Source organism: Pseudomonas sp. PDM15 (genome assembly GCF_014851565.1).
Classification (GTDB): Bacteria; Pseudomonadota; Gammaproteobacteria; order Pseudomonadales; family Pseudomonadaceae; genus Aquipseudomonas.
Genome location: NZ_JACVAA010000003.1, coordinates 166,933 through 190,123 on the forward strand (window position 1 = coordinate 166,933; position 23,191 = coordinate 190,123).

The following is a 23,191-nucleotide window of genomic DNA, read 5'->3' on the forward strand; positions in this document are numbered from 1 at the left end:
GACCAAAGCTGCTTTCGTCGAGCTTCGCAGACGCTACCGGACAGGCTATAACGCAAGCCCGACAATGCTTTCGTGAGTTCCTACTTGCTCGATCATTCCGCCTACCTGGGCCTGTTTCTCTCCGCCTTTGGCGCCGCCAGCCTGTTGCCGCTGCAATCGGAGGCTGTGTTGGTCGGGCTGTTGCTCGGCGGTGGGCATTCGGTGCTCGGCCTCCTGCTGGCGGCGAGCCTCGGCAACATCCTGGGTTCCGTGCTGAACGCGGCGCTTGGACGTGGCATCGAGCGCTTTCACGGGCGCCGCTGGTTCCCGCTTAGCGAAGCGCGCCTGGAGCGGGCCAAGGCCACGTACCGGCATTACGGGCGCTGGTCGCTGCTGCTGAGCTGGGTGCCGATCATCGGCGATCCGCTGACCCTGGTGGCCGGGGTGATGCGCGAGCCTTGGTGGAGTTTTCTGCTACTGGTCGGCGTGGCCAAGGTCGGACGCTACCTGGTGCTGGCTGCCATCACGCTTGGTTGGGCCGCATCCGGCTGGAGCTGAGTAAAGGGATCACTCGCGGTAGAACACCTGGATCAGGTGGTAGCCGAACTGGGTCTTTACCGGGCCGTGCACTTCGCGCAACGGTTTCTTGAAGATCACCTGGTCCACGGCGCGGACCATCTGCCCCGGGCGAACTTCGCCCAGGTCGCCACCTTTCTTGCCCGAGGGGCAGGTGGAGTACTTCTTCGCCAGCACGTCAAAGGCCTCGCCAGCGGCGATGCGCTTCTTCAGCGCGGCAGCTTCGGCCTCGGTTTTCACCAGGATGTGGCGGGCCATTGCCTTGGGCATGATCGGTTCCTCAATTTGCGAGGACGCTATTGTGCCAGCATTCCTTGCGCCATCAGAATGGCGTCATTTTTCAGGCTGATATTGGCCGGAAACGCAGGTCGACTTGGCCTAACTTGATTACTCCACCCCGATGGAAGCGCGCCCCCATGGACCTCACCCAGATGCTGAAAATCCTGTCCAGCCAGGACGGATCCGACCTCTACCTGTCCACCGGGGCGCCGCCCTGTGCCAAGTTCAACGGGGTACTCAAGCCACTCAGCCAGGACCCGCTCAAGCCGGGTGACGTGGCTGCCATCGCCGCCGGGGTGATGGATGAGTTGCAGCGCGCCGATTTCGAGAAAGAGCTGGAGATGAACCTGGCCATTTCGGTACCCAACGTCGGCCGCTTTCGCATCAACATTTTCAAGCAGCGCAACGAGGTCTCCATCGTCGCGCGCAACATCAAGATGGAAATCCCCAAGTTCGAGGACCTCAAGCTACCCGAGGTGCTGCTCAAGACGGTAATGGAGAAGCGCGGCCTGGTGCTGTTCGTCGGTGGTACCGGCTCGGGCAAGTCCACCTCCCTGGCAGCGCTGATCGACTACCGCAACCGCAACAGCGGCGGCCACATCATCACCATCGAAGACCCGGTGGAGTACGTGCACCGGCACAAGAAATCGATCATCAACCAGCGCGAGGTGGGCGTGGACACCCGCAGCTTCCACGCCGCGCTGAAGAACACCCTACGCCAGGCGCCGGACGTGATCCTGATCGGCGAGATCCGCGACCGCGAGACCATGGAGCATGCCCTGGCCTTCGCCGACACCGGCCACCTGGCCATCTCCACCCTGCACGCCAACAACGCCAACCAGGCGCTGGACCGCATCATCAATTTCTTCCCCGAGGAGCGCCGCCCCCAGTTGCTCAATGACCTGGGCAATAACCTCAAGGCATTCGTCTCCCAGCGCCTGGTCAAGACGGTCGACGGCAAGCGTCGTGCTGCGGTGGAGGTGTTGCTCGGCACGCCGACCATCCGCGACCAGATCAAGCGCGGCGACTTTTCCGAGATCAAGGAGACCATGGAGAAGTCGAAGAACCTCGGCATGCAGACCTTCGATCAGGCGCTGATCGACCTGGTCCACGACGGCAGCATCGATGAAGAGGAAGCGGTGAAGAACGCCGACTCGGCGAACAACGTGCGCCTCAAGCTCAAGCTGTACAAGGACAACCCGGCCGCGCCCCAGGCGGCAGCCCTGGCGCCGGTTGCCGCACCCGAAGCGGCACCAGCAGCAGCCCCGGCCAACTGGGCAATGGAGCTCAAGCTGGAGGATATCGAGGAAGAGGCGCCGCCAGAGGACCCGGGGCGCCAGGGTATCTGACGGCCGCTGGGCAATAAAAAAGGGCAGACCTGGGTCTGCCCTTTTTCATGGGCGTCGATCAGTAGGGGCAGTTCTCGCGATACTCGGAGATGGCCAGGTCGCCCTCATGGTTCGGGCCGCAGAGGAACTGGCTGTAGCGGCTGTCGAAGTCGATGAAGCGCTTCATCCAGGCGATGCCGTACATGCCCAGCATGTCCTGATTCGGGTAGCCGGAGTTGGCGCAGAAGTGCGAGCCGCCGTAGATCTCGAGGAACGCCTTGGGCGTGGAGCTGGGGATCTGGTTGTAGAACGGCGAGGCATGCTGGGCCACCGGAGCCACGGTGTCGGCGCTGCAGGCCAGGATCAGCGTCGGCGTCTTGATCCCGCTGAAGGCGCTGGAGCCCAGATACCACGGCGCCTGCGGGATGATGGCGTTGATCGAGCGCTGGGTGGACAGCTTGAGCGAGCCGCCACCGCCCATGGACCAACCAATGGCGCCCAGGCGGGTGCTGTCGATCTTGTTGTAGAGCGGGCTGGACGAGCTTTTGCTCTGGGCGATCAGGTAGTCCAGCGCTTCGCTGAGCTGGCTGGCGCGGCTGTCCGGCTGGTCGTAGATGGTCTCGGTATTCATGGTCATCACCACGAAGCCGTGGGAGGCGAGGCGCGGGCCCCACCAGTCGATGCTGCTCTCGTAGGAGAGATAGCCGGGGATGACGGCGATGGCGCCCATTTTGCCGGTGGTGTTTGTTGGGTAATACACGGTGCTGTCACCGTAGCCCTTGAGGAAGCCGGACACGGAAAACTTGGCAGTGCTGAAGGGACCGGTCGAAGCCTTCAGGGCAGCGACCGTTGGCGCCGGTCCGCGGGTGCAATTGCTGCAAGGTGCGGAAGGGCCGGGAGCGGAAAAGGCATAAGTGCTGGCCAGTAGCGTGGCGGCCATCACTATCGCCTTGGCAGTCGTTACTTTGATTCCCATGTCATTACCTCGTTGGTTTTTGTTGTTGCGTCATGACGATTGGTGGGTGGGTTGTTTCAAACCGCGGCTGGAAACTAACAACGAGGTAAGTGCGCAACAACAATGAAGTCGTCTCAGTTCATACAAGAGAACGGATAACGCCTGCTGTTTATCTGATTTCGGCTGCACATCTTGAATTCTCTGGAGTTGAGCCGGGCGAGAGTTCGCCTTTTCTGTAGCTCTAGAGTATGAAAGAGAAGTGGCTTGTCACTCTTTCGGCTGCATTTGGTGAGTTGCCCGATGCGGGTTGTTAATTGGGCGGTGTGGCTGTTGACAGAAGTCGGCAATAAAACAAACTTGCAGGCTAAAGTTCAGTCCCATGTTTCTACTCGCTAAAAGAGCACTCTCGAATGCCTGCCGAGCGAAACTCATCTCCTGCGCTGGTCTATGTCTGCAATCGGCGCTACCTGTATCTGGGCCGTAGCCGCCTGCTCATTCGCGATCTGCATTCGGGGGCGGCGGCGCTGCTCGTTTGCCTGGAGGGCGAGGTGAAGTTTCGCGCGCCCGGCCACGAGCAATGGCTCAGCAGCGCCAGCGTGCTGATTCCCGCCGGCAGCCGGATCGCTATCGACAATCGCGATGCGGTCCTGGCGTCCTGCTACCTGGATGCGGGCAGGCCCGACTTCGCGTTACTGCGCCGGCAGATGGCGGCGACATGCCAGGGCATCCACTACCACCACCGGCAGGGCGACTATCTGGCGCAGGAGCTGACCCAGCTGCGCGACGAGGCGCCGGACTTTGCCGAGGCTCAGCAGCGGGTCGAACAGATACTCTATCGCGGGGCCTGCCTACCGCTGCCGGAGGTCGACCCACGGGTGACCCATGTAGTGGAGCGCCTGCGTACAAGCGCGGCGCTGAACACCTCGGTCGGTGCGTTGGCGGCTGAGGTGGGGCTGTCCGAGTCGGGGCTGATCAAGCTGTTTGCCCTGCAGGTGGGCGTGCCACTGCGCCGGCACCGGCTCTGGTATCGCCTGATCGACTTTGTCAGGCTCACCCTGGCCGGCACGCCCAGTCACGAGGCGATCAAGGTGGCGGGGTTCAGCGATGCCGCGCACCTGTCACGCTGCTACAGCGGGTTCTTCGGGGTCAATCATTCCTATGCCTTCTCGCCCAGGACCCACGTTCGCTACCTGGTGCCCGAGGAAACCGTTCCTAGGCCACTGAGTGCCGGGAGGGCAAGCCTGGCGGCAGATCCAGGCTTGCGTGCAGGCGAGGCAGGCGGCGCGCGCTGCCCCTAGGCCCGATCAGCCACGCAACTCTTCGAGATCGCGATATAGCTCCAGCGCCTGCGGATTGGCCAGGGCGTCGGTGTTCTTCACCGGTTTGCCGTGCACCACGTTGCGCACGGCCAGTTCGACGATCTTGCCGCTGATGGTGCGCGGGATGTCGGCCACGGCAACGATTCTGGCGGGTACGTGTCGCTGTGTGGTGTTGTCGCGGATCACCGCGCAGATGCGCTGCTTGAGCTCTTCGTCGAGCACCACGCCGTCACGCAGGCGCACGAACAGCACCACGCGCACATCGCTCTGCCATTCCTGGCCGATGGCGATGGACTCCAGCACTTCCTCGACCTTTTCCACCTGGCGGTAGATCTCGGCGGTGCCGATGCGCACGCCGCCGGGGTTGAGCACGGCGTCCGAGCGGCCGTGGATCACCAGGCCGCCGTGTTCGGTCTCCTCGGCGTAGTCGCCGTGGGCCCAGACGCCGGGGAAGGTGTCGAAGTAGGCGCTGCGGAATTTCTCGCCATCGGCGTCGTTCCAGAAGCCCACCGGCATCGAGGTGAAGTGCTTGGCGCAGACCAGCTCGCCTTTCTCGCCGATCACCGGCTTGCCGGCGTCGTCCCATACCTGCACGTCCATCCCCAGGCCCTTGCACTGCAGCTCGCCGCGCCACACCGGCAACACCGGGTTGCCGAGGGCGAAGCAGGAGACGATGTCTGTGCCGCCGGAGATGGAGGACAGGCAGACGTCGCTCTTGATGTCGCGGTAGACGTACTCGAAGCTCTCGTGGGCCAGTGGTGAGCCGGTCGAGAGGATGGTCTTCAGGTGGCTCAGCTTGTGCGTCTCGCGCGGCTTGGCACCGGCTTTTTCCAGGGCGGCGATGAACTTGGCGCTGGTGCCGAAGATGCTGATGTTCTCGGCGTCGATCAGGTCGATCAGGCGCTCGGCACCAGGGTGGAAAGGCGAGCCGTCGAACAGCACCAGGGTGGCGCCCAGGGCCAAACCGGAGACCAGCCAGTTCCACATCATCCAGCCGCAGGTGGTGTAGTAGAACAGGGTGTCGTCGGCGTGCAGGTCGGCGTGCAGGCCGAGCTCCTTGACGTGCTGCAGCAGGGTGCCACCGGCGCCGTGGACGATGCACTTGGGCACGCCGGTGGTGCCGCTGGAATAGAGGATGTACAGCGGCTGCTCGAAGGGTACCTGGGTGAACTGCGGCTCGCCGCCGGCCTGGTAGAAATCGCCCCACAGCGCCACAGGCGCGACTGTCTTGAAGTCGCCCGGCTTAGCGTCGGGGTTGGAGTAGGGCACTACAACCAGCTGCTGCAGGCTGGGCAGGCGCTCGAGGATTTCGTTGAGCTTGGCCGTCAGGTCGAGGTTCTTGCCCGCATAGCGGTAGCCGGCGGCGGCGATCAGTACCTTGGGCTCGATCTGGCCGAAGCGGTCGATCACGCCCTGGGTGCCGAAGTCCGGCGAGCAGCTCGACCAGGTGGCGCCGAGGCTGGCGGTGGCGAGCATGCCGACCAGGGTCTGCCAGGTGTTGGGCATAAAGGCGGCCACTCGATCACCAACCCCGACGCCAGCCGCCTGCAGGCTGCGCTGCAGGCCGGCGACATGGGCGGCCAGTTCGGCATAGCTGAGTTGCTCGCGCGAGCCGTCTTCACTGATGGCGACCAGCGCCGGATGGTTGTCGCGCCGACGCAGCAGATGTTCGGCGAAGTTCAGGGTGGCGCCGGGGAACCAGTGGGCACTGGGCATGGCCGCGCCTTCGCGCAGCACGGCCTCGGGCTGGGCGGAGAAGCGCACCTCGAAGAAATCGACGATGGCCTGCCAGAACGCCTCGCGCTCGCCCACGCTCCAGGCATGCAGGGCTGGGTAGTCGGCCAATTGCAGGCCGTGGCGCTGGTTGACGAAGAGGCGGAAGGCCTCCATGCGGGTGGCGGCGATGCGTTCGGCGGAGGGGGTCCAGAGCGGTGCGGTCATCGGGTCGATCCTGACTTCTTGTATGTGTCGATTGTAGGTCACGGAGTTACTGGGCGAGCCAGCCACCGTCCATGTTCCAAGCGGCGCCGCGTACCTGTTCGGCGGCGTCGCTGCAGAGGAACAGGGCCAGGGCGCCGAGCTGTTCGGGGGTGACGAACTCAAGCGACGGCTGCTTTTCGGCCAGCAGGTTATGGCGTGCCTGATCGAGGCCGCCAGCCGCGGCGGCGCGGTCGTCGATCTGCTTCTGTACCAGCGGGGTCAGCACCCAGCCGGGGCAGATGGCGTTACAGGTGACGCCGCTGGTGGCCGTCTCGAGCGCCACGCTCTTGGTCAGGCCGACCAGGCCGTGCTTGGCCGCCACGTAGGCGCTCTTGCCGGCCGAGGCCGCCAGGCCGTGGGCCGAGGCGATGTTGATGATCCGCCCCCAGTTGCGCGCGCGCATGCCCGGCAGCGCCAGGCGCGTGGTGTGGAAGGCGGAGCTGAGGTTGATGGCGATGATCGCGTCCCAGCGCTCCGCCGGGAATTCCTCCACCGGCGCCACGTGCTGGATGCCGGCGTTGTTGACCAGGATGTCGATGGCGCCGAATTCGGCCTCGGTGGTGCGGATCAGCGCCTCGATCTCCTCCGGTTTGCTCATATCTGCCGGATGGTGAGCGACCTTGCCGCCGTGGGCGGCGACGGCGGCAACGGCCGCCTCCACGTCGCCGAAGCCGTTGAGCATCAGGTTGGCTCCGGCCTCGGCCAGCTTGAGGGCGATGCCCAGACCGATGCCGCTGGTGGAACCGGTGACCAGTGCGGTCTTGCCTTGCAGATTCATGTGCGTCTCCTTAGACGATGCCGGTGGCGTAGAACACGCCGATCACCACGAACACCGCCAGGGTCTTGATCAGGGTAATACCGAAGATGTCCTTGTACGCCTCACGGTGGGTCAGGCCGGTCACCGCCAGCAGGGTGATCACCGCGCCGTTGTGCGGCAGGGTGTCCATGCCGCCGGAGGCCATCGAGGCTACGCGGTGCAGCACTTCCAGCGGGATGTTGGCGGCGTTGGCAGCGGCGATGAAGGTATCGGACATGGCCGCCAGGGCGATGCTCATGCCGCCCGAGGCCGAGCCGGTGATGCCGGCCAGCAGGGTGACGGTGACCGCCTCGTTGACCAGCGGGTTGGGGATGCTCTTCAGCGCATCGGCCAGCACCAGGAAGCCGGGCAGGGAGGCGATCACCGCGCCGAAGCCGTATTCCGAAGCGGTGTTCATCGACGCCAGCAGCGCGCCGCCGACGGCGGTCTTGGTGCCTTCGGCGAGCTTGGCCTTGATCGCGCGGAAGCCGCAGATCAGGACCAGCAGAATGCCCAGCAGCAGCGCGGCCTGCACGGCCCAGATGCCGGTCAGCTTGGCTACTTCGCTGGTCACCGGCTGCGCCATGCCGGCCAGCTGCAGGCTGTGGGTTTTGCCGTACAGCTCGGGAATCCAGCGGGTGAACAGCAGGTTGGACAGGCCCACCAGCACCAGCGGCGACAGCGCCAGCCAGGGGTTCGGCAGGGCGATATCCTCGGCGGTTTCCGGCTCGTTGCGCAACTCGGTGCCGTAGCCTTCGCCATTGCGCTTGGCTTTGTTCAGCTGGCGGCTGAGATAGAACATGCCGACGCTGAATACGAACAGGGTGCCGATTACGCCCAGCCACGGCGCCGCCCAGGAGGTGGTGCCGAAGAAGGTGGTGGGGATGATGTTCTGGATCTGCGGGGTGCCGGGCAGGGCGTCCATGGTGAAGCTGAACGCGCCGAGGGAGATGGTGGCCGGGATCAGGCGCTTGGGAATGTCGCTCTGGCGGAACATCTCGGCGGCGAACGGGTACACGGCGAACACCACCACGAACAGCGAGACGCCGCCGTAGGTGAGCAGGGCGCACACCAGTACGATCACCAGCATGGCCTGGCTGGTGCCGAGCAGGCGGATGGCGGCGGCGACGATGGAGCGCGAGAAGCCGGACAGCTCGATCAGCTTGCCGAACACGGCGCCGAGCAGGAACACCGGGAAGTACAGCTTGATGAAGCCGACCATCTTCTCCATGAACACGCCGGTGAAGGCGGGCGCCACGGCGGACGGATCGGTGAGCAGCACGGCGCCGAGGGCGGCGATGGGGGCGAAGAGGATGACGCTGTAGCCGCGATAGGCGGCCAGCATCAGCAGGGCAAGGGCCGCGAGGGCAATGATCACGCTCATTGAGCTATCTCCTGGCGCCGCGTCGCTGCGCGGCATTCATTGTTGTTGTCGGCGACCGGAGAGGGCGCGGAGCAGAAGATAGCGACTTCCATGCCAAATACCTAACTTGTTGAAATTAAAGGATTATCTTTGATTTGGACGAGTTGGTTTGCACTGCTTTGTCTCTAGATGGAGACATCGTTGGCGCGGGTGTCAGAGAATTCGGGCGTTCGGCCTTGTCTCCACATGGAGACTGGCGTCTCCATTTCAGGACGAAAGCCCCAGGGCAAGCATCTTCTTGTACAGGGTGGAACGCCCCAGCCCCAGGTGTTTGGCGGCCTCCAGTACGTTGCCGGAGTGTTCGGCCAGGGCCTGGCGAATCAGCTCGCGTTCGTAGTTCTCGCGGGCCGCATAGAAGTTGGTGGGTGGCGAAACAGTGCTGCCTGGCGTCGCCGGGCTTTGCTCTGGCAGTGATACGAGGCGGCCGATGGCGGAGCGCAACGCGCTGGCATCCAGGATTGGCTCGTCACTGAGCAGTGCCGCACGCTCCAGAACGTTGCGCAGCTCGCGGATATTGCCCGGCCAGGCATGGCTGGCGAGCAGAGCTTGGGCCTCGGCATCCAGCTCGTGGTGGCCGGGCAGTTCGTCGAGAATCGCCTCGCACAGCGCCGGCAGGTCGTCCAGGCGCTCGCGCAGCGGCGGCAGCTGGATCGGCAGGACGTTGAGGCGGTAGTACAGGTCGGCGCGGAAGCGGCCTTCCTGCACGGCGGCCTCCAGATCCAGCGAGGTGGCGGCGATCAGGCGCACGTCGCTGCGGCGCACCTCGTTGGAGCCCACCGGCTCGAATTCCTTCTCCTGCAGCACACGCAACAGCTTGCTCTGCAGGGCCAGCGGCATGTCACCGATCTCGTCGAGGAACAGGGTGCCGCCCTGGGCGATCTGCAGCTTGCCGGGGCGGCCCTTGCGGTCGGCGCCAGTGAAGGCGCCGGGCGCGGTGCCGAAGAACTCGGCCTCCAGCAGGGTCTCCGGAATCGCCGCGCAGTTGACGCTGACGAAGGGCTTGTGGGCCCGCGGCGAGGCACTGTGGATGGCGTGGGCCAGCAGCTCCTTGCCGGTGCCGGTCTCGCCGAGCAGCAGCACCGGCGACTCGCTGGCCGCACCACGGCGGGCGCGGCGCTTGACCTCCAGGCTGGCGGCGCTGGCGCCAATGAAGTGGGCGAAGCTGTACTTGGCCTGGCGTGCCTGCAGCAGCGAGCGGGTCGAGGCCAGTTCTTCCTGGATCTGCATGAAGCGCGTGACCAGCGGCGCCAGGCTGCGCAGCTGGTCGAACAGGGCGAAGCCGATGGCGCCGATCACCGCGCCGGCATCGTCGTGCACTGGCAGACGCATCACCACCAGCGGGCCGCCGGGGGTGTCGAGCATGTCCAGCAGGATCGGCTCGCCGGTCTCCACCACCTGGCGCAGCAGGCTGGAAGGGATGACCTTCTCCACTTCCTGGCCGATGGCCTGGCTGGCGTCGTCCAGGCCATAGCGGCGGGCGTAGCGCTCGTTCATCCAGACGATGCGCGCGTCCTTGTCGACGATCACCGTGCCCTCGCTGGACTGCTCGACGATCTCGAACAGCGAGCGGATCGCCAGCAGGCGCACGTGCTGGTAGTCGCGCAGGGTAGAGGCGTCTTTCATCGGCAGTCTCGCTAGGGGGAGGAGGCAGAGCTTAGTGGGGCTCGGCCATCGGGCAATCTGACCTTGGTCGCAGCGCCGGCGTTCAGCGGGCGGCCAGACGGGCGCGGGCGACGCGCGAGCCGTTGGGCTTGTCGAGCACCTGGCAGATGCGCGCGCCGGCGTCGATCAGCTTGTCCATGTCGATGCCGGTATGGATGCCCAGGCCCTGCAGCAGGTAGAGCACGTCCTCGGTGGCGACGTTGCCGGTGGCGCCCTTGGCGTAGGGGCAGCCGCCCAGACCGGCGACCGAGCTGTCGAACACGGCGATGCCCTCCAGCAGGCTCGCATAGATGTTGGCCACGGCCTGGCCGTAGGTGTCGTGGAAGTGTCCGGCCAGCTTGTCACGCGGAATATCGCGGCCGACCACCTCGAACATGTGGCGGGTCTTGCCGGCGGTGCCGGTGCCGATGGTGTCGCCCAGCGAGATTTCGTAGCAGCCCATGGCGAACAGCTCGCGGACCACGGCCGCGACCTGCTCGGGCGCCACCTCGCCCTCGTAGGGGCAGCCGAGCACGCAGGAGACGTAGCCGCGCACGCTGATACCGTGGGCCTTGGCCGCTTCCATCACCGGGACGAAACGCTCCAGGCTCTCGGCGATGGAGCAGTTGATATTGCGCTGGGAGAAGGCCTCGGAGGCGGCGGCGAATACCGCCACTTCCTTCACCCCGGCCTCCACGGCGGCCTCGAAGCCTTTGAGATTGGGGGTCAGCGCGCCGTAGACCACGCCAGGTTTCTGCTGGATGCCGGCGAACACCTCGGCGCTGCCAGCCATTTGCGGCACCCACTTGGGCGAGACGAAGCTGCCCACTTCGATGTAGCTCAGGCCGGCGGCGCTCAGGTCATCGGTCAGACGCACCTTGTCGGCAACGTTGATCGGCTGTTTCTCGTTCTGCAGGCCATCGCGCGGGCCGACTTCGACCAGGCGGACGTGTTGCGGCAGGTTCATCGGTGTTCTCCCTGGTGGAAACGCTGCGCGGTTTCCACCCTACGTAATCGTGTGTGCTGATATGGCGGCGTAGGGCAGTAGGGTGGATGTCGCTTTCTACATCCACCAGCCTTCAGCATCGACCTGGGGTGGACATAAAAAGTGATGTCCAGCCTAAGGTTCAGCTTTGTTCCAATTCCACCAGCGCAGCGCCTTCGCCGACCATATCGCCCTCGGCGCAGTACAGCGCCTTGACCGTACCGGCGTGGGGCGCGCGGATGCTGTGTTCCATCTTCATGGCTTCCAGCACCACCAGGGCTGCGCCGGCTTCCACGGCCTGGCCAGCTTCGACCAGCACGCGCACGATACTGCCGTTCATCGGGGCCGTCAGCCCTCCGTGCTGGGCGTGGCTGGCTTCGGCCTCGGCGATCGGGTCGACGCGGCGTACCTCGTGCAGGCGACCCTGCCATTCCAGATAGAGCGCATCACCCCGGCGGATTGCCCGGTGCGCGCGGCGCAGGCTGTCCTGTTCGGTCCACAGCTGCTCGCCTTGCAGGCGCGATTGTGCCGGGCCGCGCAGGTGCACAGTATGGCGCTGCTCGCCGCTGGCGAGATGTACATCGGTTTCCGCTGCCAACCCTGCGCGCCAGCCGCTGCTGGTAGCCCAGGGCGAGTGATAGTCCTCGTGGCTGCGGCGCGGCGCTTCGCTGTGCAGCCAGGCCTCGGCGGCCAGTTGCCAAAACTCGGCAGGCAGTTCGGCCACGGCCGGCAGCAGTTGTTCCTGGTGACGAGCGATAAAGCCGGTGTCCAGCTCGGCGTTGGCGAAGGCCGGATGGGCTAGCACGCGGCGCAGGAACGGCAGGTTGCTGGCGAAGCCGCCGACGGCGGTTTCTTCCAGCATGGCCAGCAGGCGCTGGCGGGCCTGTTCGCGGTCCTCGCCCCAGGCGACCAGCTTGGCCAGCATCGGGTCGTAGAACGGCGAGACGGTATCGCCCTCGGCCACGCCGCTGTCCACGCGGCGGCCTTCGCCGGCGGACGGTTCGCGGTAGAGCTTGAGGTCGCCGGAGGCGGGCAGGAAGTCGTGATCGGTGTCCTCGGCGTACAGGCGCACCTCGATGGCGTGGCCATTCAGCGGCACCTGTTCCTGGGTGATCGGCAGCGCCTCGCCGCGGGCCACGCGGATCTGCCAGGCCACCAGGTCGAGTCCGGTGATGGCTTCGGTAACCGGGTGCTCCACCTGCAGGCGGGTGTTCATTTCCATGAAGAAGAACTGGCCTCGGGCATCGAGCAGGAACTCCACGGTGCCGGCGCCGACATAGCCGATGGCCTGGGCGGCCTTGACTGCCGCCTCACCCATGGCGCGGCGCAGTTCGGGGCTTAGGCCCGGAGCCGGCGCTTCCTCGACCACCTTCTGGTGGCGGCGCTGGATCGAGCAGTCGCGTTCGTTGAGGTACAGGCAGTTGCCGTGGCTGTCGGCGAATACCTGGATCTCCACGTGGCGCGGCTGCAGCACATACTTCTCCACCAGCATGCGCGAGTCGCCGAAGGCGGACTGGGCTTCGCGCTGGGCAGAGGCCAGGGTCTCGGCCAGCTCGGCTTCTCGCTCGACCACCTTCATGCCCTTGCCACCACCACCGGCGGCGGCCTTGAGCAGCACCGGGTAGCCGATGCGTTCGGCGGCGACGCGGAAGGTCTCCACGTCCTGGGCTTCACCGTGGTAGCCGGGCACCAGCGGCACGCCGGCGTCTTCCATCAGTGCCTTGGCCGCGGACTTGCTGCCCATGGCGTCGATGGCGGAGGCGGGCGGGCCGAGGAACACCAGGCCGGCGGCCACGATGGCGCGGGCGAAGCCGGCGTTCTCGGAGAGGAATCCGTAGCCCGGGTGGATCGCCTGGGCGCCGCTGGCCTTGGCCGCGGCGATGATCTTGTCGACCAGCAGGTAGCTGTCGGCCGGCTTGGCGCCGCCGAGATTCACCGCCATATCGGCCTCGCGCACATGCCGTGCGTTGGCGTCGATGGCGCTGTGCACGGCCACGGTCTTCAGGCCCTGGGCCTTGGCGGTGCGCATCACCCGGCAGGCGATCTCGCCGCGGTTGGCGACCAGCAGGGTGTCGATGTGCTTGTGGCTCATGCTTGCGGCTCCTGCCAGGCGGGCGTGCGTTTTTCCAGGAAGGCGTTGAGCCCCTCCTGGCCTTCCGGGCTGACGCGGATGCGGGCGATGGCGTTCTCGGTGTAGCGGCGCAGAGCCGGGGTGAGCACGCCGCTGGCCACTTCACGCAGCAGGTCCTTGCTGGCCTGCATGGCCTGCGGGCTGTTGAGCAGCAGGTTGTTCACCCAGCCTTCGACTTGGGCGTCCAGTTCGGCGGCCGGGTAGGCCTCGGCCAGCAGGCCCAGCTCGCGGGCGCGGCCGCCGGAGAAACGCTCGGCGGTCAGTGCGTAGCGGCGTGCGGCGCGTTCGCCGAGGGCCTGGACCACGAAGGGGCTGATCACTGCAGGGGCCAGGCCGATGCGCACTTCGGACAGGCTGAACAGCGCGTCGTCTGCGCCGATGGCCATATCGCAGCAGCTGACCAGCCCGACGGCGCCGCCGAAGGCCGCGCCCTGGACCACGGCCAGGGTCGGGATCTTCAGGGCGTTGAGGTTGTACATCAGCTCGGCCAGCTCGCGGGCGTCATTGAGGTTGGCGTTGTAGTCCAGCTTGGCGCTGGCCTGCATCCAGGCCAGGTCGGCGCCAGCGGAGAAGTGTTTGCCGCGCCCGCGCAGAAGCAGGAAGCGCAAGGTCTTGTCGGCGGCGATGGCGTCGATGGCGAGGATCAGCTCGCGGATCATCTCGGCGTTGAAGGCGTTGTTCTTCTCCGGGCGGTTCAGCCACAGAGTGGCGAAGCCGCGCGGGTCTTTTTCCAGCTGTACGGTGGTGAAGTCGGTCATGGCTTACATCCGGAACACGCCGAACTGGGTCGGCTCGATGGGCGCATTGAGGCTGGCGGACAGGGCCAGGCCGAGGACGTCGCGGGTCTGCGCCGGGTCGATCACGCCGTCGTCCCACAGGCGGGCGCTGGAGTAGTAGGCATGGGCCTGCTGTTCGTACTGGGCGACAATGGGCTGCTTGATGCGGGCTTCTTCCTCGTCGCTGAACGGCTGCCCGGCGCGGGTAGCTTGCTCGCGCTTGACCTGGACCAGCACGCCTGCAGCCTGTTCGGCCCCCATCACGCCGATCCGCGCGTTGGGCCACATCCATAGGAAGCGCGGGTCGTAGGCGCGGCCGCACATGCCGTAGTTACCGGCACCGAAGCTGCCGCCGATGATCACGGTGAACTTCGGCACCTTGGCGCAGGCCACGGCGGTAACCAGCTTGGCGCCGTGCTTGGCGATGCCGCCTTCTTCGTATTTCTTGCCGACCATAAAGCCGGTGATGTTCTGCAGGAACAGCAGCGGAATGCCGCGCTGGCAGGCCAGTTCGATGAAGTGCGCGCCTTTCTGCGCCGCTTCGGCAAACAGAATGCCGTTGTTCGCCAGGATGGCCACCGGGTAGCCGTGGACATGGGCGAAGCCGCAGACCAGGGTGGTGCCGAACAGCGCCTTGAATTCATCGAACTCGCTGCCATCGACCACCCGCGAAATCACTTCGCGCACATCGAAGGGCTGCTTGGCATCGGCCGGGATCACTCCGTACAGCTCGTCCGCCGAGTGCAGCGGGGCGAGCGGGGTGCGAGTCTGCAGCTGGCCGAGCTTGCGCCAGTTGAGGTTGGCGACGCAGCGCCGGGCGATGGCCAGGGCGTGCTCGTCGTCATCGGCATAGTGGTCGGCCACGCCGGAGGTCTTGCAGTGCACGTCGGCGCCGCCCAGCTCCTCGGCCGTCACCACCTCGCCGGTGGCAGCCTTCACCAGGGGCGGACCGGCCAGGAAGATGGTGGCCTGGTTGCGCACCATGATGGTCTCGTCGCTCATCGCCGGCACATAGGCGCCGCCGGCGGTGCAGGAGCCCATGACCACGGCGATCTGCGGGATGCCCTGGGCGCTCATATTGGCCTGGTTGAAGAAGATCCGGCCGAAGTGCTCGCGGTCCGGAAACACCTCTTCCTGACGCGGCAGGTTGGCGCCGCCGGAGTCCACCAGGTAGATGCACGGCAGGCGGTTCTGCTGGGCGATGGTCTGCGCGCGCAGGTGCTTCTTCACGGTCAGCGGGTAGTAGCTGCCGCCTTTCACCGTGGCGTCGTTGGCGATGATCATGCACTCGACGCCTTCCACCCGGCCGATGCCGGCGACCACGCCGGCGGCCGGTACGTCTTCGCCGTAGACCTCGTGGGCGGCCAGCTGGCCGACTTCGAGGAAGGGCGAGCCGATGTCCAGCAGGCGGTTGATGCGCTCGCGCGGCAGCAGCTTGCCGCGCGAGGTGTGGCGTTCCTGGGCCTTGGCGCCGCCGCCTTCGTGGACGCGGGCGAGCAGGGCGCGCAGGTCGTTCACCTGGGTAAGCATGGCCGCCTGGTTGGCAGCGAACTCCGGCGAACGGGTGTTGATCTGGGTATGCAGGATGGCCATCTGGCGCGCTCCGATGTGCTTTAAATCTCCCCTCTCCCGTTCACGGGAGAGGGGCCGGGGGAGAGGGCAGTGCAGGCGACCTAGAGCCCCTCTCCCTAACCCTCTCCCATAAATGGGAGAGGGATGGCTCGTGCAGGCTGGGACTACTTGGTCTCGTTGTACAGCTCGCGGCCGATCAGCATGCGGCGGATCTCGCTGGTGCCGGCGCCGATCTCGTACAGCTTGGCGTCACGCAGCAGGCGGCCGGCCGGATACTCGTTGGTGTAACCGTTGCCACCGAGCAACTGGATGGTGTCCAGGGCCATCTTGGTGGCCATTTCGGCGGTGTAGAGGATCACCGCCGCCGCGTCCTTGCGCGACTCCTCGCCACGGTCACAGGCCTTGGCCACGGTGTACAGGTAGGCCTTGGAGGCGTTCATGCCGGCATACATGTCGGCCAGCTTGCCTTGCACCAGCTGGAACTCGCCGATCGACTGCTTGAACTGCTGGCGCTCATGTACGTAGGGCAGCACTACGTCCATGCAGGCGCTCATGATTCCGGTGGGGCCGCCGGAGAGCACGGTGCGTTCGTAGTCCAGGCCGCTCATCAGCACCGCCACGCCACGGCCTTCGCCACCGAGGATGTTTTCCTCCGGTACTTCCACGTCCTCGAATACCAGTTCGCAGGTGTTCGAGCCGCGCATGCCCAGCTTGTCCAGCTTCTGGTGGCGGGAGAAGCCCTTGTAGTCGCGCTCGACGATGAAGGCGGTCATGCCGCGCGAGCCGGCGTTGATGTCGGTCTTGGCGTAGATCACGTAGGTATGGGCGTCGGGGCCGTTGGTGATCCACATCTTGTTGCCGTTGAGCACGTAGCGGTCGCCGCGCTTCTCGGCGCGCAGCTTCATCGACACCACGTCGGAGCCGGCATTCGGCTCGCTCATGGCCAGCGCGCCGATGTGCTCGCCGGAGCACAGTTTGGGCAGGTACTTGGCCTTCTGCTCGTAGGTGCCGTTCTTGCGTATCTGGTTCAGGCACAGGTTTGAATGGGCACCGTAGGACAGACCGACCGAAGCCGAGGCGCGGCTGATTTCTTCCATCGCCACCACGTGGGCCAGGTAGCCCATGTTGGTGCCGCCGTATTCCTCTTCCACGGTCATGCCGAGCAGGCCCATGTCGCCGAACTTGCGCCACATATCCATGGGGAACTCGTTGTCACGGTCGATCTGCGCCGCACGCGGGGCCAGCTCGGCCTGGGCGAACTGATGCACCGAGTCGCGCAGCATGTCGATGGTCTCGCCGAGACCGAAGTTGAGGGTTGGGTAGCTCATGGGTTCCACCTGTGAATTATTGGATTAAGTTCAGGAAGTAACACTTTGATCTGAAAGGGTTTCTGCCAGTGCGGCCAGGCAGCGCTCCTCGGCCGTGTCGAGCTCCAGCTGCATCTGTTCGATGTCCAGCAGTTGCTGCTCCAGCTGGGCGCGGCGGGCGGCGATCTTGGCCATGAAGGTCTCCAGCTGCTTGCGGTTGCCGCTGCTGGGGTCGTAGAGGTCAATCAGTTCCTTGCACTCGGCCAGCGAGAAGCCGATGCGCTTGCCGCGCAGGATCAGCTTGAGGGTCACCAGGTCCTTGGGCCGGTAGATGCGCTCCTGGCCGCGGCGCTCGGGCACCAGCATGCCTTGCTCCTCGTAGAAGCGGATGGCGCGGGTAGTGACGTCCAGCTCGCGGGCCAGATCGGAGATGGAATAGGTGATGGACATGGCGGCTCTCGTTTACCTTTACGTTAACGTAAACCTGTGCCAGTCTGACTGTCAATCTCGGGCTCCGGCCGCGGCCGCAGTGCCCGATCGACATTCATCGCTGGATGAGGAGTTGGCTTGTGCGTATCGAAGATTCCGTGTTCCTGATCACCGGCGGCGGCTCCGGCCTCGGCCTGGCTACTGCGCGCGAGCTGGTCGGTCAGGGCGCCAGGGTGCTGCTGCTGGACATCAATGCCGAAGCCGGCGCCAAGGCGGCTGCCGAACTGGGCGAGCGGGCGCGTTTCCTGCGCGCCGACATCAGCAGTGAGGCCGATGGCCGCGCCGCCGTGGACGATGCGTTGCAGGCTTTCGGCGCCGTGCACGGGCTGGTCAACTGCGCGGGGGTGGCGCCGGCCGAGAAGGTCATCGGGCGTAACGGTGCCCACGGCCTTGACAGCTTCCGCCGCACCATCGAGATAAACCTGATCGGCAGCTTCAATATGCTGCGCCTGGCCGCCGAGGCCATGGCCAAGAACCAGCCGAACGAGGGTGGCGAGCGTGGTGTGATCATCAACACCGCCTCGGTGGCGGCCTTCGATGGGCAGATGGGCCAGGCCGCCTATTCGGCGTCCAAGGGCGGCGTGGCCGCCATGACGTTGCCGGTGGCGCGCGACCTGGCGCGCTCCGGCATCCGCGTGATGTGCATCGCCCCGGGCATCTTCGAGACGCCGATGATGGCCGGCATGCCCCAGGAGGTGCAGGACTCCCTGGCCGCCAACGTGCCGTTCCCGCCGCGCCTGGGCCGCCCGGCCGAGTACGCCGCGCTGGTCCGTCATATCGTCGAGAACGCCATGCTCAACGGCGAGGTCATCCGCCTGGATGGCGCGCTGCGCATGGCGGCCAAGTGAGGTGAGCCGATGATTTCCGCCGAACAGGACATCCTGATCCGTGACATGGCCCGCCAGTTCGCCCAGGAGCGGCTGAAGCCCTTTGCCGCCGACTGGGACCGCGAGCACCGCTTCCCGGCAGAAGCCTTGAAGGAAATGGCCGACCTCGGCTTCCTCGGCATGCTGGTGCCGGAGGAGTGGGGTGGCGCGCAGACCGGCCACCTTGCCTACGCCATGGCCCTGGAGGAAATCGCCGCCGGCGACGGCGCCTGCTCCACCATCATGAGCGTGCACAATTCGGTGGGCTGCATGCCCATCCTCAAGTTCGGCAGCGCCGAGCAGAAGCAGCGCTTCCTCCAGCCCCTGGCCAGCGGCGCCATGCTTGGCGCCTTCGCCCTGACCGAGCCGCAGGCCGGCTCCGACGCCAGCGACCTGCGTACCCGCGCACGCAGTGATGGCGACCACTACGTACTGAACGGCGCCAAGCAGTTCATCACCTCCGGCAGCCATGCGGGGATGGTTATCGTGTTCGCCGTGACCGACCCGGCGGCCGGCAAGAAGGGCATCAGCGCCTTCATCGTGCCGACCGACACGCCCGGATACTCGGTGGTACGGGTCGAGGACAAGCTCGGCCAGCATGCCTCCGATACCTGCCAGATCCAGCTCGACGAGGTGCGCATTCCGGCGTCGTTGCGTTTGGGTGAGGAGGGCGAGGGCTACCGCATCGCCCTGAGCAACCTGGAAGGCGGGCGCATCGGCATCGCCGCGCAGTCGGTGGGCATGGCCCGTGCCGCGTTCGAGGCAGCGCGTGACTACGCCCATGAGCGGCAAACCTTCGGCAAACCGATCATCGAACACCAGGCCGTGGCCTTCCGCCTGGCCGATATGGCCACGCAGATCGCCGTGGCGCGGCAGATGGTGCATCACGCCGCCAGCCTGCGCGAATCCGGCCAGCCGTGCCTGACCGAGGCCTCGATGGCCAAGTTGTTCGCCTCGGAGATGGCCGAGAAGGTCTGCTCGGCGGCCATCCAGACCCTGGGCGGCTACGGCTACCTGAAGGACTTTCCGGTGGAGCGCATCTACCGCGATGTGCGGGTGTGCCAGATCTACGAAGGCACCAGCGATGTGCAGCGCATGGTGATCGCGCGCAGCTTGTAACGACTACTCCCCTTTGCGCTGGGCAGACTCGTTCCGCCTCCGACCAGCTGGCCGGTTCCCTCGAAGGCGCCGTTTATTCGTGAAGAAGGGGCCATTCGGCCCCTTCGTTTTTCAGGCCTGTTCGGCGGCCTTCTTCTCCTGGACACCGATCTGCTGGGCCAGCTCGATCAGCTGCTCGCGCATCCAGCGGTTGGCGGGGTCCTGGTCGGTGCTCTCGTGCCAGTAAAGGTGGGTTTCCAGGGCCGGCACGTCGCTCACCGGCAGCTCCACGTAATGCAGATTGTGGCGACGGGCGAAGCGCTCCGGCACGGTCATCGCCATGTCGGTGTTGTGCAGCACGGTGGAAGCCATCAGGTAATGCTGCGAGCGCAGGGCGACCTTGCGTTGCAGGCCCATCTTGCCCAGCGACAGGTCGATGTAGCCGAGGCCGCTGCGGCGGCTGGAGATCTGGATATGGGTCAGCGACAGGTATTCGTCCAGGCTGATCTTGTCCTTGGCCAGCGCATGGCCGGGGCGCAGGGCGCAGACGTAGCGGTCTTCCATCAGCTTGACGTGGCGCACCTGCGGGTCGGTGTTGAGTACCGCGTCCACGGCGAAGTCCAGGCGGCCGGCGGCCAGTTCCTTGGTGGTCTCGCGGCGCTTGGACTGGAAGCTCTCGATCTGCACCGCCGGGGCCAGGCGGCGCAGGCGCTGGAACAGCGCAGGCAGCAGGATCTGCTCGGAGAGGTCGGTCATGCTGATGCGGTAGGTCTTGTTCGCCTGCTTGGCGTCGAAGGTGCGGCTTTCCTGCACCGATACGCGCAGCAGCTGCAGCGCGTTGCGCACCGGACCGATGATGTTCTGCGCCATCGGCGTGGGCACCATGCCCTGGGCGGTACGCACGAACAGCGGGTCGTTGAAGGTCTCGCGCAGGCGGGCCAGGGCGTTGGAAACGGCGGGCTGGGTGATGCCGACGATCTGCCCGGCGCGGGTCAGGTTGGCCTCGGTATAGATGGCATCGAAGACGATGAAGAGGTTGAGGTCTACCTTGTTCAAGTTCATGGTCTCTCTCCGCGGGATCGAGCCTCATCATATATTGCTTATGAATGTTGATAAGGCAGGAAAATAGCTTAGATAAATCGTGGGTGCTGTTCTAGCATCATTTCCACATCGAAGCCAACCACAAGGTGTCCCCATGGATTTCGCCTACTCCCCCAAGGTCCAGGAACTGCGTGAGCGCGTCACCGCGTTCATGGAAGCCCACGTCTACCCGAACGAAGCCGTGTTCGAGCAACAGGTCAACGAAGGCGACCGCTGGCAGCCGACCGTGATCATGGAAGAGCTCAAGGCCAAGGCTAAGGCCGAGGGACTGTGGAACCTGTTCCTGCCGGAGTCCGAGTACGGCGCCGGCCTGACCAACATGGAATACGCGCCGCTGGCCGAGATCATGGGCCGTTCGCTGATGGGCTCCGAGCCGTTCAACTGCTCCGCGCCGGACACCGGCAACATGGAGACCCTGGTGCGCTACGCCACCGAGGCGCAGAAGAAGCAGTGGCTGGAGCCGCTGCTGGCCGGCGAAATCCGTTCCGCCTTCGCCATGACCGAACCGGGCGTGGCTTCCTCTGACGCCACCAACATGCAGGCCAACGCCGTGCGTGATGGCGACGAGTGGGTGATCAACGGCCGCAAGTGGTGGACTTCCGGCGCCTGCGACCCGCGCTGCAAGATCATGATCTTCATGGGCCTGACCAACCCGGACGCGCCGCGCCACCAGCAGCACTCGATGATCCTGGTGCCGAGCGACACCCCCGGCGTGAAGATCCTCCGCCCGCTGCCGGTGTTCGGCTACGACGATGCTCCGCACGGCCATGCCGAAGTGGTGTTCGAGAACGTGCGCGTGCCGTATGAGAACGTGCTGCTCGGCGAGGGGCGCGGCTTCGAGATCGCCCAGGGTCGCCTCGGCCCAGGCCGGATCCACCACTGCATGCGCTCCATCGGCATGGCCGAGCGTGCGCTGGAACTGATGTGCAAGCGCGCCGTCAGCCGCACCGCCTTCGGCAAGCCGCTGGCCCGCCTGGGTGGCAACATCGATCACATCGCCAACTCGCGCATCGAGATCAACCAGGCCCGCCTGTTGACCCTCAACGCCGCGTACATGATGGACACCGTGGGCAACAAGGTGGCGCAGAGCGAGATCGCCCAGATCAAGGTGGTGGCGCCCAACGTCGCCCTCAACGTGATCGACCGTGCCATCCAGATCCACGGCGGCGCCGGTGTTTCCAACGACACCCCGCTGGCCTACTTCTACGCCATGCAGCGCACCCTGCGCCTGGCCGACGGCCCGGACGAAGTGCACCGCGCCGCCATCGGCAAGTTCGAAGTGGGCAAGTACGTGCCGCGTGAGGCGATGAAAGCCAGCCGCTGATTGGTAGCTGCTGCAATGCACAAGGCCCGCGTAAAGCGGGCCTTGTCTTTTGTGCGTGGTGTAGTGCCTACGGCTGCTCCTGGTTACCGTCGTCGCGCAGCTGTTGGCGCAACCAGCTGAAGCGCTGGTGCAGCTGGGCGGCGAAGGTGCGCGCCGCCAGTTCCTCATGGAAGGTCAGGGTCCTGCGCCCCAGGCATACCAGCCACAGGGTGCGGCCTTTGCTTTCACGCAGCTCGATTCGCACATCAGGCATCAGGCCCGGTCTCCTGGTTGCGGGTCTTCAGCAACGACAGCAGCACACCGCCGGCCAACAGGCCAAAGGTTACGCCGAGCGAGAGCAGGGCGGGAATCTTGCCGATAAAGCCGTGCAGGAAGATCTTGCCACCGATGAAGATCAGTACCAGCGCCAGGGCGTATTTGAGGTAGACGAAGCGGTGCATCAGCGCCGCCAGGGCGAAGTACAGCGAGCGCAGGCCGAGGATGGCGAAGATGTTCGAGGTGTAGACGATGAACGGGTCCTGGGTGATGGCGAACACCGCCGGCACGCTGTCCACGGCGAACACCAGGTCGGCCAGCTCGATCAGCACCAGGGCGAGGAACAGCGGTGTGGCGTAGAGCAGGTGCTGGCTGGCGCCCTCCGGGCGCTTGCGGATGAAGAAATGGCCGGCGTGCAACTCGTCGGTGACCCGCATATGCCGACGAAGGAAACGCAGCATGGGGTTCTGCGACAGGTCGGGATGCTGCTCCTCGCGGCTGAACATCATCTTCACCCCGGTGAACAGCAGGAAGGCGCCGAAGATGTAGAGGATCCAGTCGAACTCCTTCACCAGCGCCGTGCCCAGGCCGATCATGATCGCCCGCAGCACGATCACCCCGATGATCCCCCAGAACAGCACCCGGTGCTGGTAGCGCCGGGGGATGCCGAAGAAGCCGAAGATCATCGCCATGACGAACACGTTGTCCATCGACAGCGATTGCTCGACCAGGAAACCGGTGTAGAACTCCAGCGCGCTCTGCGCGCCCAGCTCGTGCCAGACCCAGAGGCCGAACAGTACGCCGACGCTGAAGTAGCCGCTGTACAGCAGCAGGCTCTCGCGCATCTCGATCTCGTGCTGGTCGCGATGGAGGATGCCCAGGTCCAGCACCAGCAGGGCGACGACGATGCCGAGGAAGCTCAGCCACAGCCAGGTGGCGGTGCCGAGCAAGGGGGTATTGAGGAATTCGAGTAGCTGGCCCATCGGCCCCTCCGTCGCTGTCAGTCAGACA

At 65.5% G+C, this 23,191-nt stretch carries 21 protein-coding genes; 6 read left to right on the forward strand and 15 right to left on the reverse strand.

What is annotated here, in order from left to right; translation table 11 throughout:
• Window positions 1–84: 84 nt before the first annotated feature.
• Window positions 85–537 carry a YqaA family protein gene (locus IB232_RS08785; protein ID WP_192398716.1) on the forward strand — a complete coding sequence of 151 codons (453 nt, stop codon included), beginning with the start codon at window positions 85–87 and terminating at the stop codon, window positions 535–537.
• A 9-nt stretch (window positions 538–546) separates the two neighbouring features.
• Here IB232_RS08785 and IB232_RS08790 read toward each other — a convergent pair whose 3' ends face one another.
• Window positions 547–825 carry a peptidylprolyl isomerase gene (locus IB232_RS08790; protein WP_021700093.1) on the reverse strand — a complete coding sequence of 93 codons (279 nt, stop codon included), beginning with the start codon at window positions 823–825 and terminating at the stop codon, window positions 547–549.
• A 146-nt stretch (window positions 826–971) separates the two neighbouring features.
• On the opposite strand from IB232_RS08790, the gene IB232_RS08795 reads away from it, so the two are divergent.
• Entirely contained in the window at window positions 972–2,183 is a 1,212-nt protein-coding gene (locus IB232_RS08795; protein WP_192398135.1) for a PilT/PilU family type 4a pilus ATPase, read from the forward strand.
• 58 nt (window positions 2,184–2,241) lie between these two features.
• Here the strand turns inward: IB232_RS08795 and IB232_RS08800 are convergent, their stop codons facing one another.
• Complete coding sequence (locus IB232_RS08800; RefSeq protein WP_225592223.1) at window positions 2,242–3,138, reverse strand: alpha/beta hydrolase family protein; 897 nt, start codon at window positions 3,136–3,138, stop codon at window positions 2,242–2,244.
• A 389-nt stretch (window positions 3,139–3,527) separates the two neighbouring features.
• Here IB232_RS08800 and IB232_RS08805 point away from each other — a divergent pair, with 389 nt between their 5' ends.
• Window positions 3,528–4,415, forward strand: coding sequence for an AraC family transcriptional regulator (locus tag IB232_RS08805; RefSeq protein WP_192398136.1), 888 nt, complete (start codon window positions 3,528–3,530; stop codon window positions 4,413–4,415).
• Between the two features lie 6 nt (window positions 4,416–4,421).
• Here IB232_RS08805 and IB232_RS08810 read toward each other — a convergent pair whose 3' ends face one another.
• The 10 genes from IB232_RS08810 to IB232_RS08855 form a co-directional block, all read right to left on the reverse strand.
• Window positions 4,422–6,377, reverse strand: coding sequence for an acetoacetate--CoA ligase (locus tag IB232_RS08810; protein WP_192398137.1), 1,956 nt, complete (start codon window positions 6,375–6,377; stop codon window positions 4,422–4,424).
• Between the two features lie 46 nt (window positions 6,378–6,423).
• Window positions 6,424–7,194: a 3-hydroxybutyrate dehydrogenase gene (locus tag IB232_RS08815; RefSeq protein ID WP_192398138.1), complete on the reverse strand. Its 771-nt coding sequence runs from the start codon at window positions 7,192–7,194 to the stop codon at window positions 6,424–6,426.
• 10 nt (window positions 7,195–7,204) lie between these two features.
• The gene (locus tag IB232_RS08820; protein ID WP_192398139.1) at window positions 7,205–8,596 is read right to left on the reverse strand and encodes a GntP family permease; all 1,392 of its coding nucleotides are present in this window, start codon (window positions 8,594–8,596) and stop codon (window positions 7,205–7,207) included.
• Window positions 8,597–8,842: 246 nt separating this feature from the next.
• Complete coding sequence (locus IB232_RS08825; protein ID WP_192398140.1) at window positions 8,843–10,258, reverse strand: sigma-54 interaction domain-containing protein; 1,416 nt, start codon at window positions 10,256–10,258, stop codon at window positions 8,843–8,845.
• Between the two features lie 82 nt (window positions 10,259–10,340).
• On the reverse strand, window positions 10,341–11,243 hold the full coding sequence (locus IB232_RS08830) for a hydroxymethylglutaryl-CoA lyase (RefSeq protein WP_192398141.1): 903 nt from the start codon (window positions 11,241–11,243) through the stop codon (window positions 10,341–10,343).
• 160 nt (window positions 11,244–11,403) lie between these two features.
• A complete protein-coding gene (locus tag IB232_RS08835) occupies window positions 11,404–13,353 on the reverse strand; it encodes an acetyl/propionyl/methylcrotonyl-CoA carboxylase subunit alpha (RefSeq protein WP_192398142.1) in 1,950 nt (649 codons plus the stop codon).
• A complete protein-coding gene (locus IB232_RS08840; protein WP_192398143.1) occupies window positions 13,350–14,150 on the reverse strand; it encodes a gamma-carboxygeranoyl-CoA hydratase in 801 nt (266 codons plus the stop codon). The genes IB232_RS08835 and IB232_RS08840 overlap by 4 nt, the downstream gene beginning before the upstream one ends.
• Window positions 14,151–14,153: 3 nt before the next feature.
• On the reverse strand, window positions 14,154–15,761 hold the full coding sequence (locus IB232_RS08845) for a carboxyl transferase domain-containing protein (RefSeq protein ID WP_192398144.1): 1,608 nt from the start codon (window positions 15,759–15,761) through the stop codon (window positions 14,154–14,156).
• A gap of 143 nt (window positions 15,762–15,904) precedes the next feature.
• Window positions 15,905–17,068 (reverse strand): isovaleryl-CoA dehydrogenase, encoded by a 1,164-nt coding sequence (locus IB232_RS08850; RefSeq protein ID WP_192398145.1) that lies wholly within the window; start codon window positions 17,066–17,068, stop codon window positions 15,905–15,907.
• 30 nt (window positions 17,069–17,098) lie between these two features.
• Window positions 17,099–17,497, reverse strand: a complete 399-nt coding sequence (locus tag IB232_RS08855) for a MerR family transcriptional regulator (RefSeq protein WP_192398146.1) — start codon at window positions 17,495–17,497, stop codon at window positions 17,099–17,101.
• A gap of 119 nt (window positions 17,498–17,616) precedes the next feature.
• Here IB232_RS08855 and IB232_RS08860 point away from each other — a divergent pair, with 119 nt between their 5' ends.
• Both IB232_RS08860 and IB232_RS08865 read left to right on the forward strand, forming a co-directional pair.
• The gene (locus IB232_RS08860) at window positions 17,617–18,384 is read left to right on the forward strand and encodes a 3-hydroxyacyl-CoA dehydrogenase (protein WP_192398147.1); all 768 of its coding nucleotides are present in this window, start codon (window positions 17,617–17,619) and stop codon (window positions 18,382–18,384) included.
• Between the two features lie 9 nt (window positions 18,385–18,393).
• A complete protein-coding gene (locus tag IB232_RS08865; RefSeq protein WP_192398148.1) occupies window positions 18,394–19,521 on the forward strand; it encodes an acyl-CoA dehydrogenase family protein in 1,128 nt (375 codons plus the stop codon).
• Between the two features lie 111 nt (window positions 19,522–19,632).
• Here IB232_RS08865 and IB232_RS08870 read toward each other — a convergent pair whose 3' ends face one another.
• The gene (locus IB232_RS08870) at window positions 19,633–20,562 is read right to left on the reverse strand and encodes a LysR family transcriptional regulator (protein ID WP_137973243.1); all 930 of its coding nucleotides are present in this window, start codon (window positions 20,560–20,562) and stop codon (window positions 19,633–19,635) included.
• A 133-nt stretch (window positions 20,563–20,695) separates the two neighbouring features.
• On the opposite strand from IB232_RS08870, the gene IB232_RS08875 reads away from it, so the two are divergent.
• A complete protein-coding gene (locus IB232_RS08875) occupies window positions 20,696–21,925 on the forward strand; it encodes an acyl-CoA dehydrogenase (protein ID WP_192398149.1) in 1,230 nt (409 codons plus the stop codon).
• A 67-nt stretch (window positions 21,926–21,992) separates the two neighbouring features.
• Here IB232_RS08875 and IB232_RS08880 read toward each other — a convergent pair whose 3' ends face one another.
• Window positions 21,993–22,178 (reverse strand): hypothetical protein, encoded by a 186-nt coding sequence (locus tag IB232_RS08880; protein ID WP_192398150.1) that lies wholly within the window; start codon window positions 22,176–22,178, stop codon window positions 21,993–21,995.
• Window positions 22,171–23,163, reverse strand: a complete 993-nt coding sequence (locus IB232_RS08885) for a TerC family protein (RefSeq protein ID WP_192398151.1) — start codon at window positions 23,161–23,163, stop codon at window positions 22,171–22,173. Before IB232_RS08885 ends, IB232_RS08880 begins: the two co-directional genes overlap by 8 nt.
• Window positions 23,164–23,191 lie beyond the last annotated feature (28 nt).

Bases quoted from the DNA above. Each gene is read 5' to 3' on its own strand.
- IB232_RS08795 (WP_192398135.1), top strand. From the start codon at position 972: ATGGACCTCACCCAGATGCTGAAAATCCTGTCCAGCCAGGACGGATCC.
- IB232_RS08845 (WP_192398144.1), bottom strand. From the start codon at position 15,761: ATGGCCATCCTGCATACCCAGATCAACACCCGTTCGCCGGAGTTCGCT.
- IB232_RS08850 (WP_192398145.1), bottom strand. From the start codon at position 17,068: ATGAGCTACCCAACCCTCAACTTCGGTCTCGGCGAGACCATCGACATG.
- IB232_RS08840 (WP_192398143.1), bottom strand. From the start codon at position 14,150: ATGACCGACTTCACCACCGTACAGCTGGAAAAAGACCCGCGCGGCTTC.
- IB232_RS08800 (WP_225592223.1), bottom strand. From the start codon at position 3,138: ATGGGAATCAAAGTAACGACTGCCAAGGCGATAGTGATGGCCGCCACG.
- IB232_RS08865 (WP_192398148.1), top strand. From the start codon at position 18,394: ATGATTTCCGCCGAACAGGACATCCTGATCCGTGACATGGCCCGCCAG.
- IB232_RS08880 (WP_192398150.1), bottom strand. From the start codon at position 22,178: ATGCCTGATGTGCGAATCGAGCTGCGTGAAAGCAAAGGCCGCACCCTG.
- IB232_RS08855 (WP_192398146.1), bottom strand. From the start codon at position 17,497: ATGTCCATCACCTATTCCATCTCCGATCTGGCCCGCGAGCTGGACGTC.
- IB232_RS08815 (WP_192398138.1), bottom strand. From the start codon at position 7,194: ATGAATCTGCAAGGCAAGACCGCACTGGTCACCGGTTCCACCAGCGGC.
- IB232_RS08825 (WP_192398140.1), bottom strand. From the start codon at position 10,258: ATGAAAGACGCCTCTACCCTGCGCGACTACCAGCACGTGCGCCTGCTG.
- IB232_RS08820 (WP_192398139.1), bottom strand. From the start codon at position 8,596: ATGAGCGTGATCATTGCCCTCGCGGCCCTTGCCCTGCTGATGCTGGCC.
- IB232_RS08870 (WP_137973243.1), bottom strand. From the start codon at position 20,562: ATGAACTTGAACAAGGTAGACCTCAACCTCTTCATCGTCTTCGATGCC.
- IB232_RS08805 (WP_192398136.1), top strand. From the start codon at position 3,528: ATGCCTGCCGAGCGAAACTCATCTCCTGCGCTGGTCTATGTCTGCAAT.
- IB232_RS08830 (WP_192398141.1), bottom strand. From the start codon at position 11,243: ATGAACCTGCCGCAACACGTCCGCCTGGTCGAAGTCGGCCCGCGCGAT.
- IB232_RS08835 (WP_192398142.1), bottom strand. From the start codon at position 13,353: ATGAGCCACAAGCACATCGACACCCTGCTGGTCGCCAACCGCGGCGAG.
- IB232_RS08875 (WP_192398149.1), top strand. From the start codon at position 20,696: ATGGATTTCGCCTACTCCCCCAAGGTCCAGGAACTGCGTGAGCGCGTC.
- IB232_RS08810 (WP_192398137.1), bottom strand. From the start codon at position 6,377: ATGACCGCACCGCTCTGGACCCCCTCCGCCGAACGCATCGCCGCCACC.
- IB232_RS08885 (WP_192398151.1), bottom strand. From the start codon at position 23,163: ATGGGCCAGCTACTCGAATTCCTCAATACCCCCTTGCTCGGCACCGCC.
- IB232_RS08790 (WP_021700093.1), bottom strand. From the start codon at position 825: ATGCCCAAGGCAATGGCCCGCCACATCCTGGTGAAAACCGAGGCCGAA.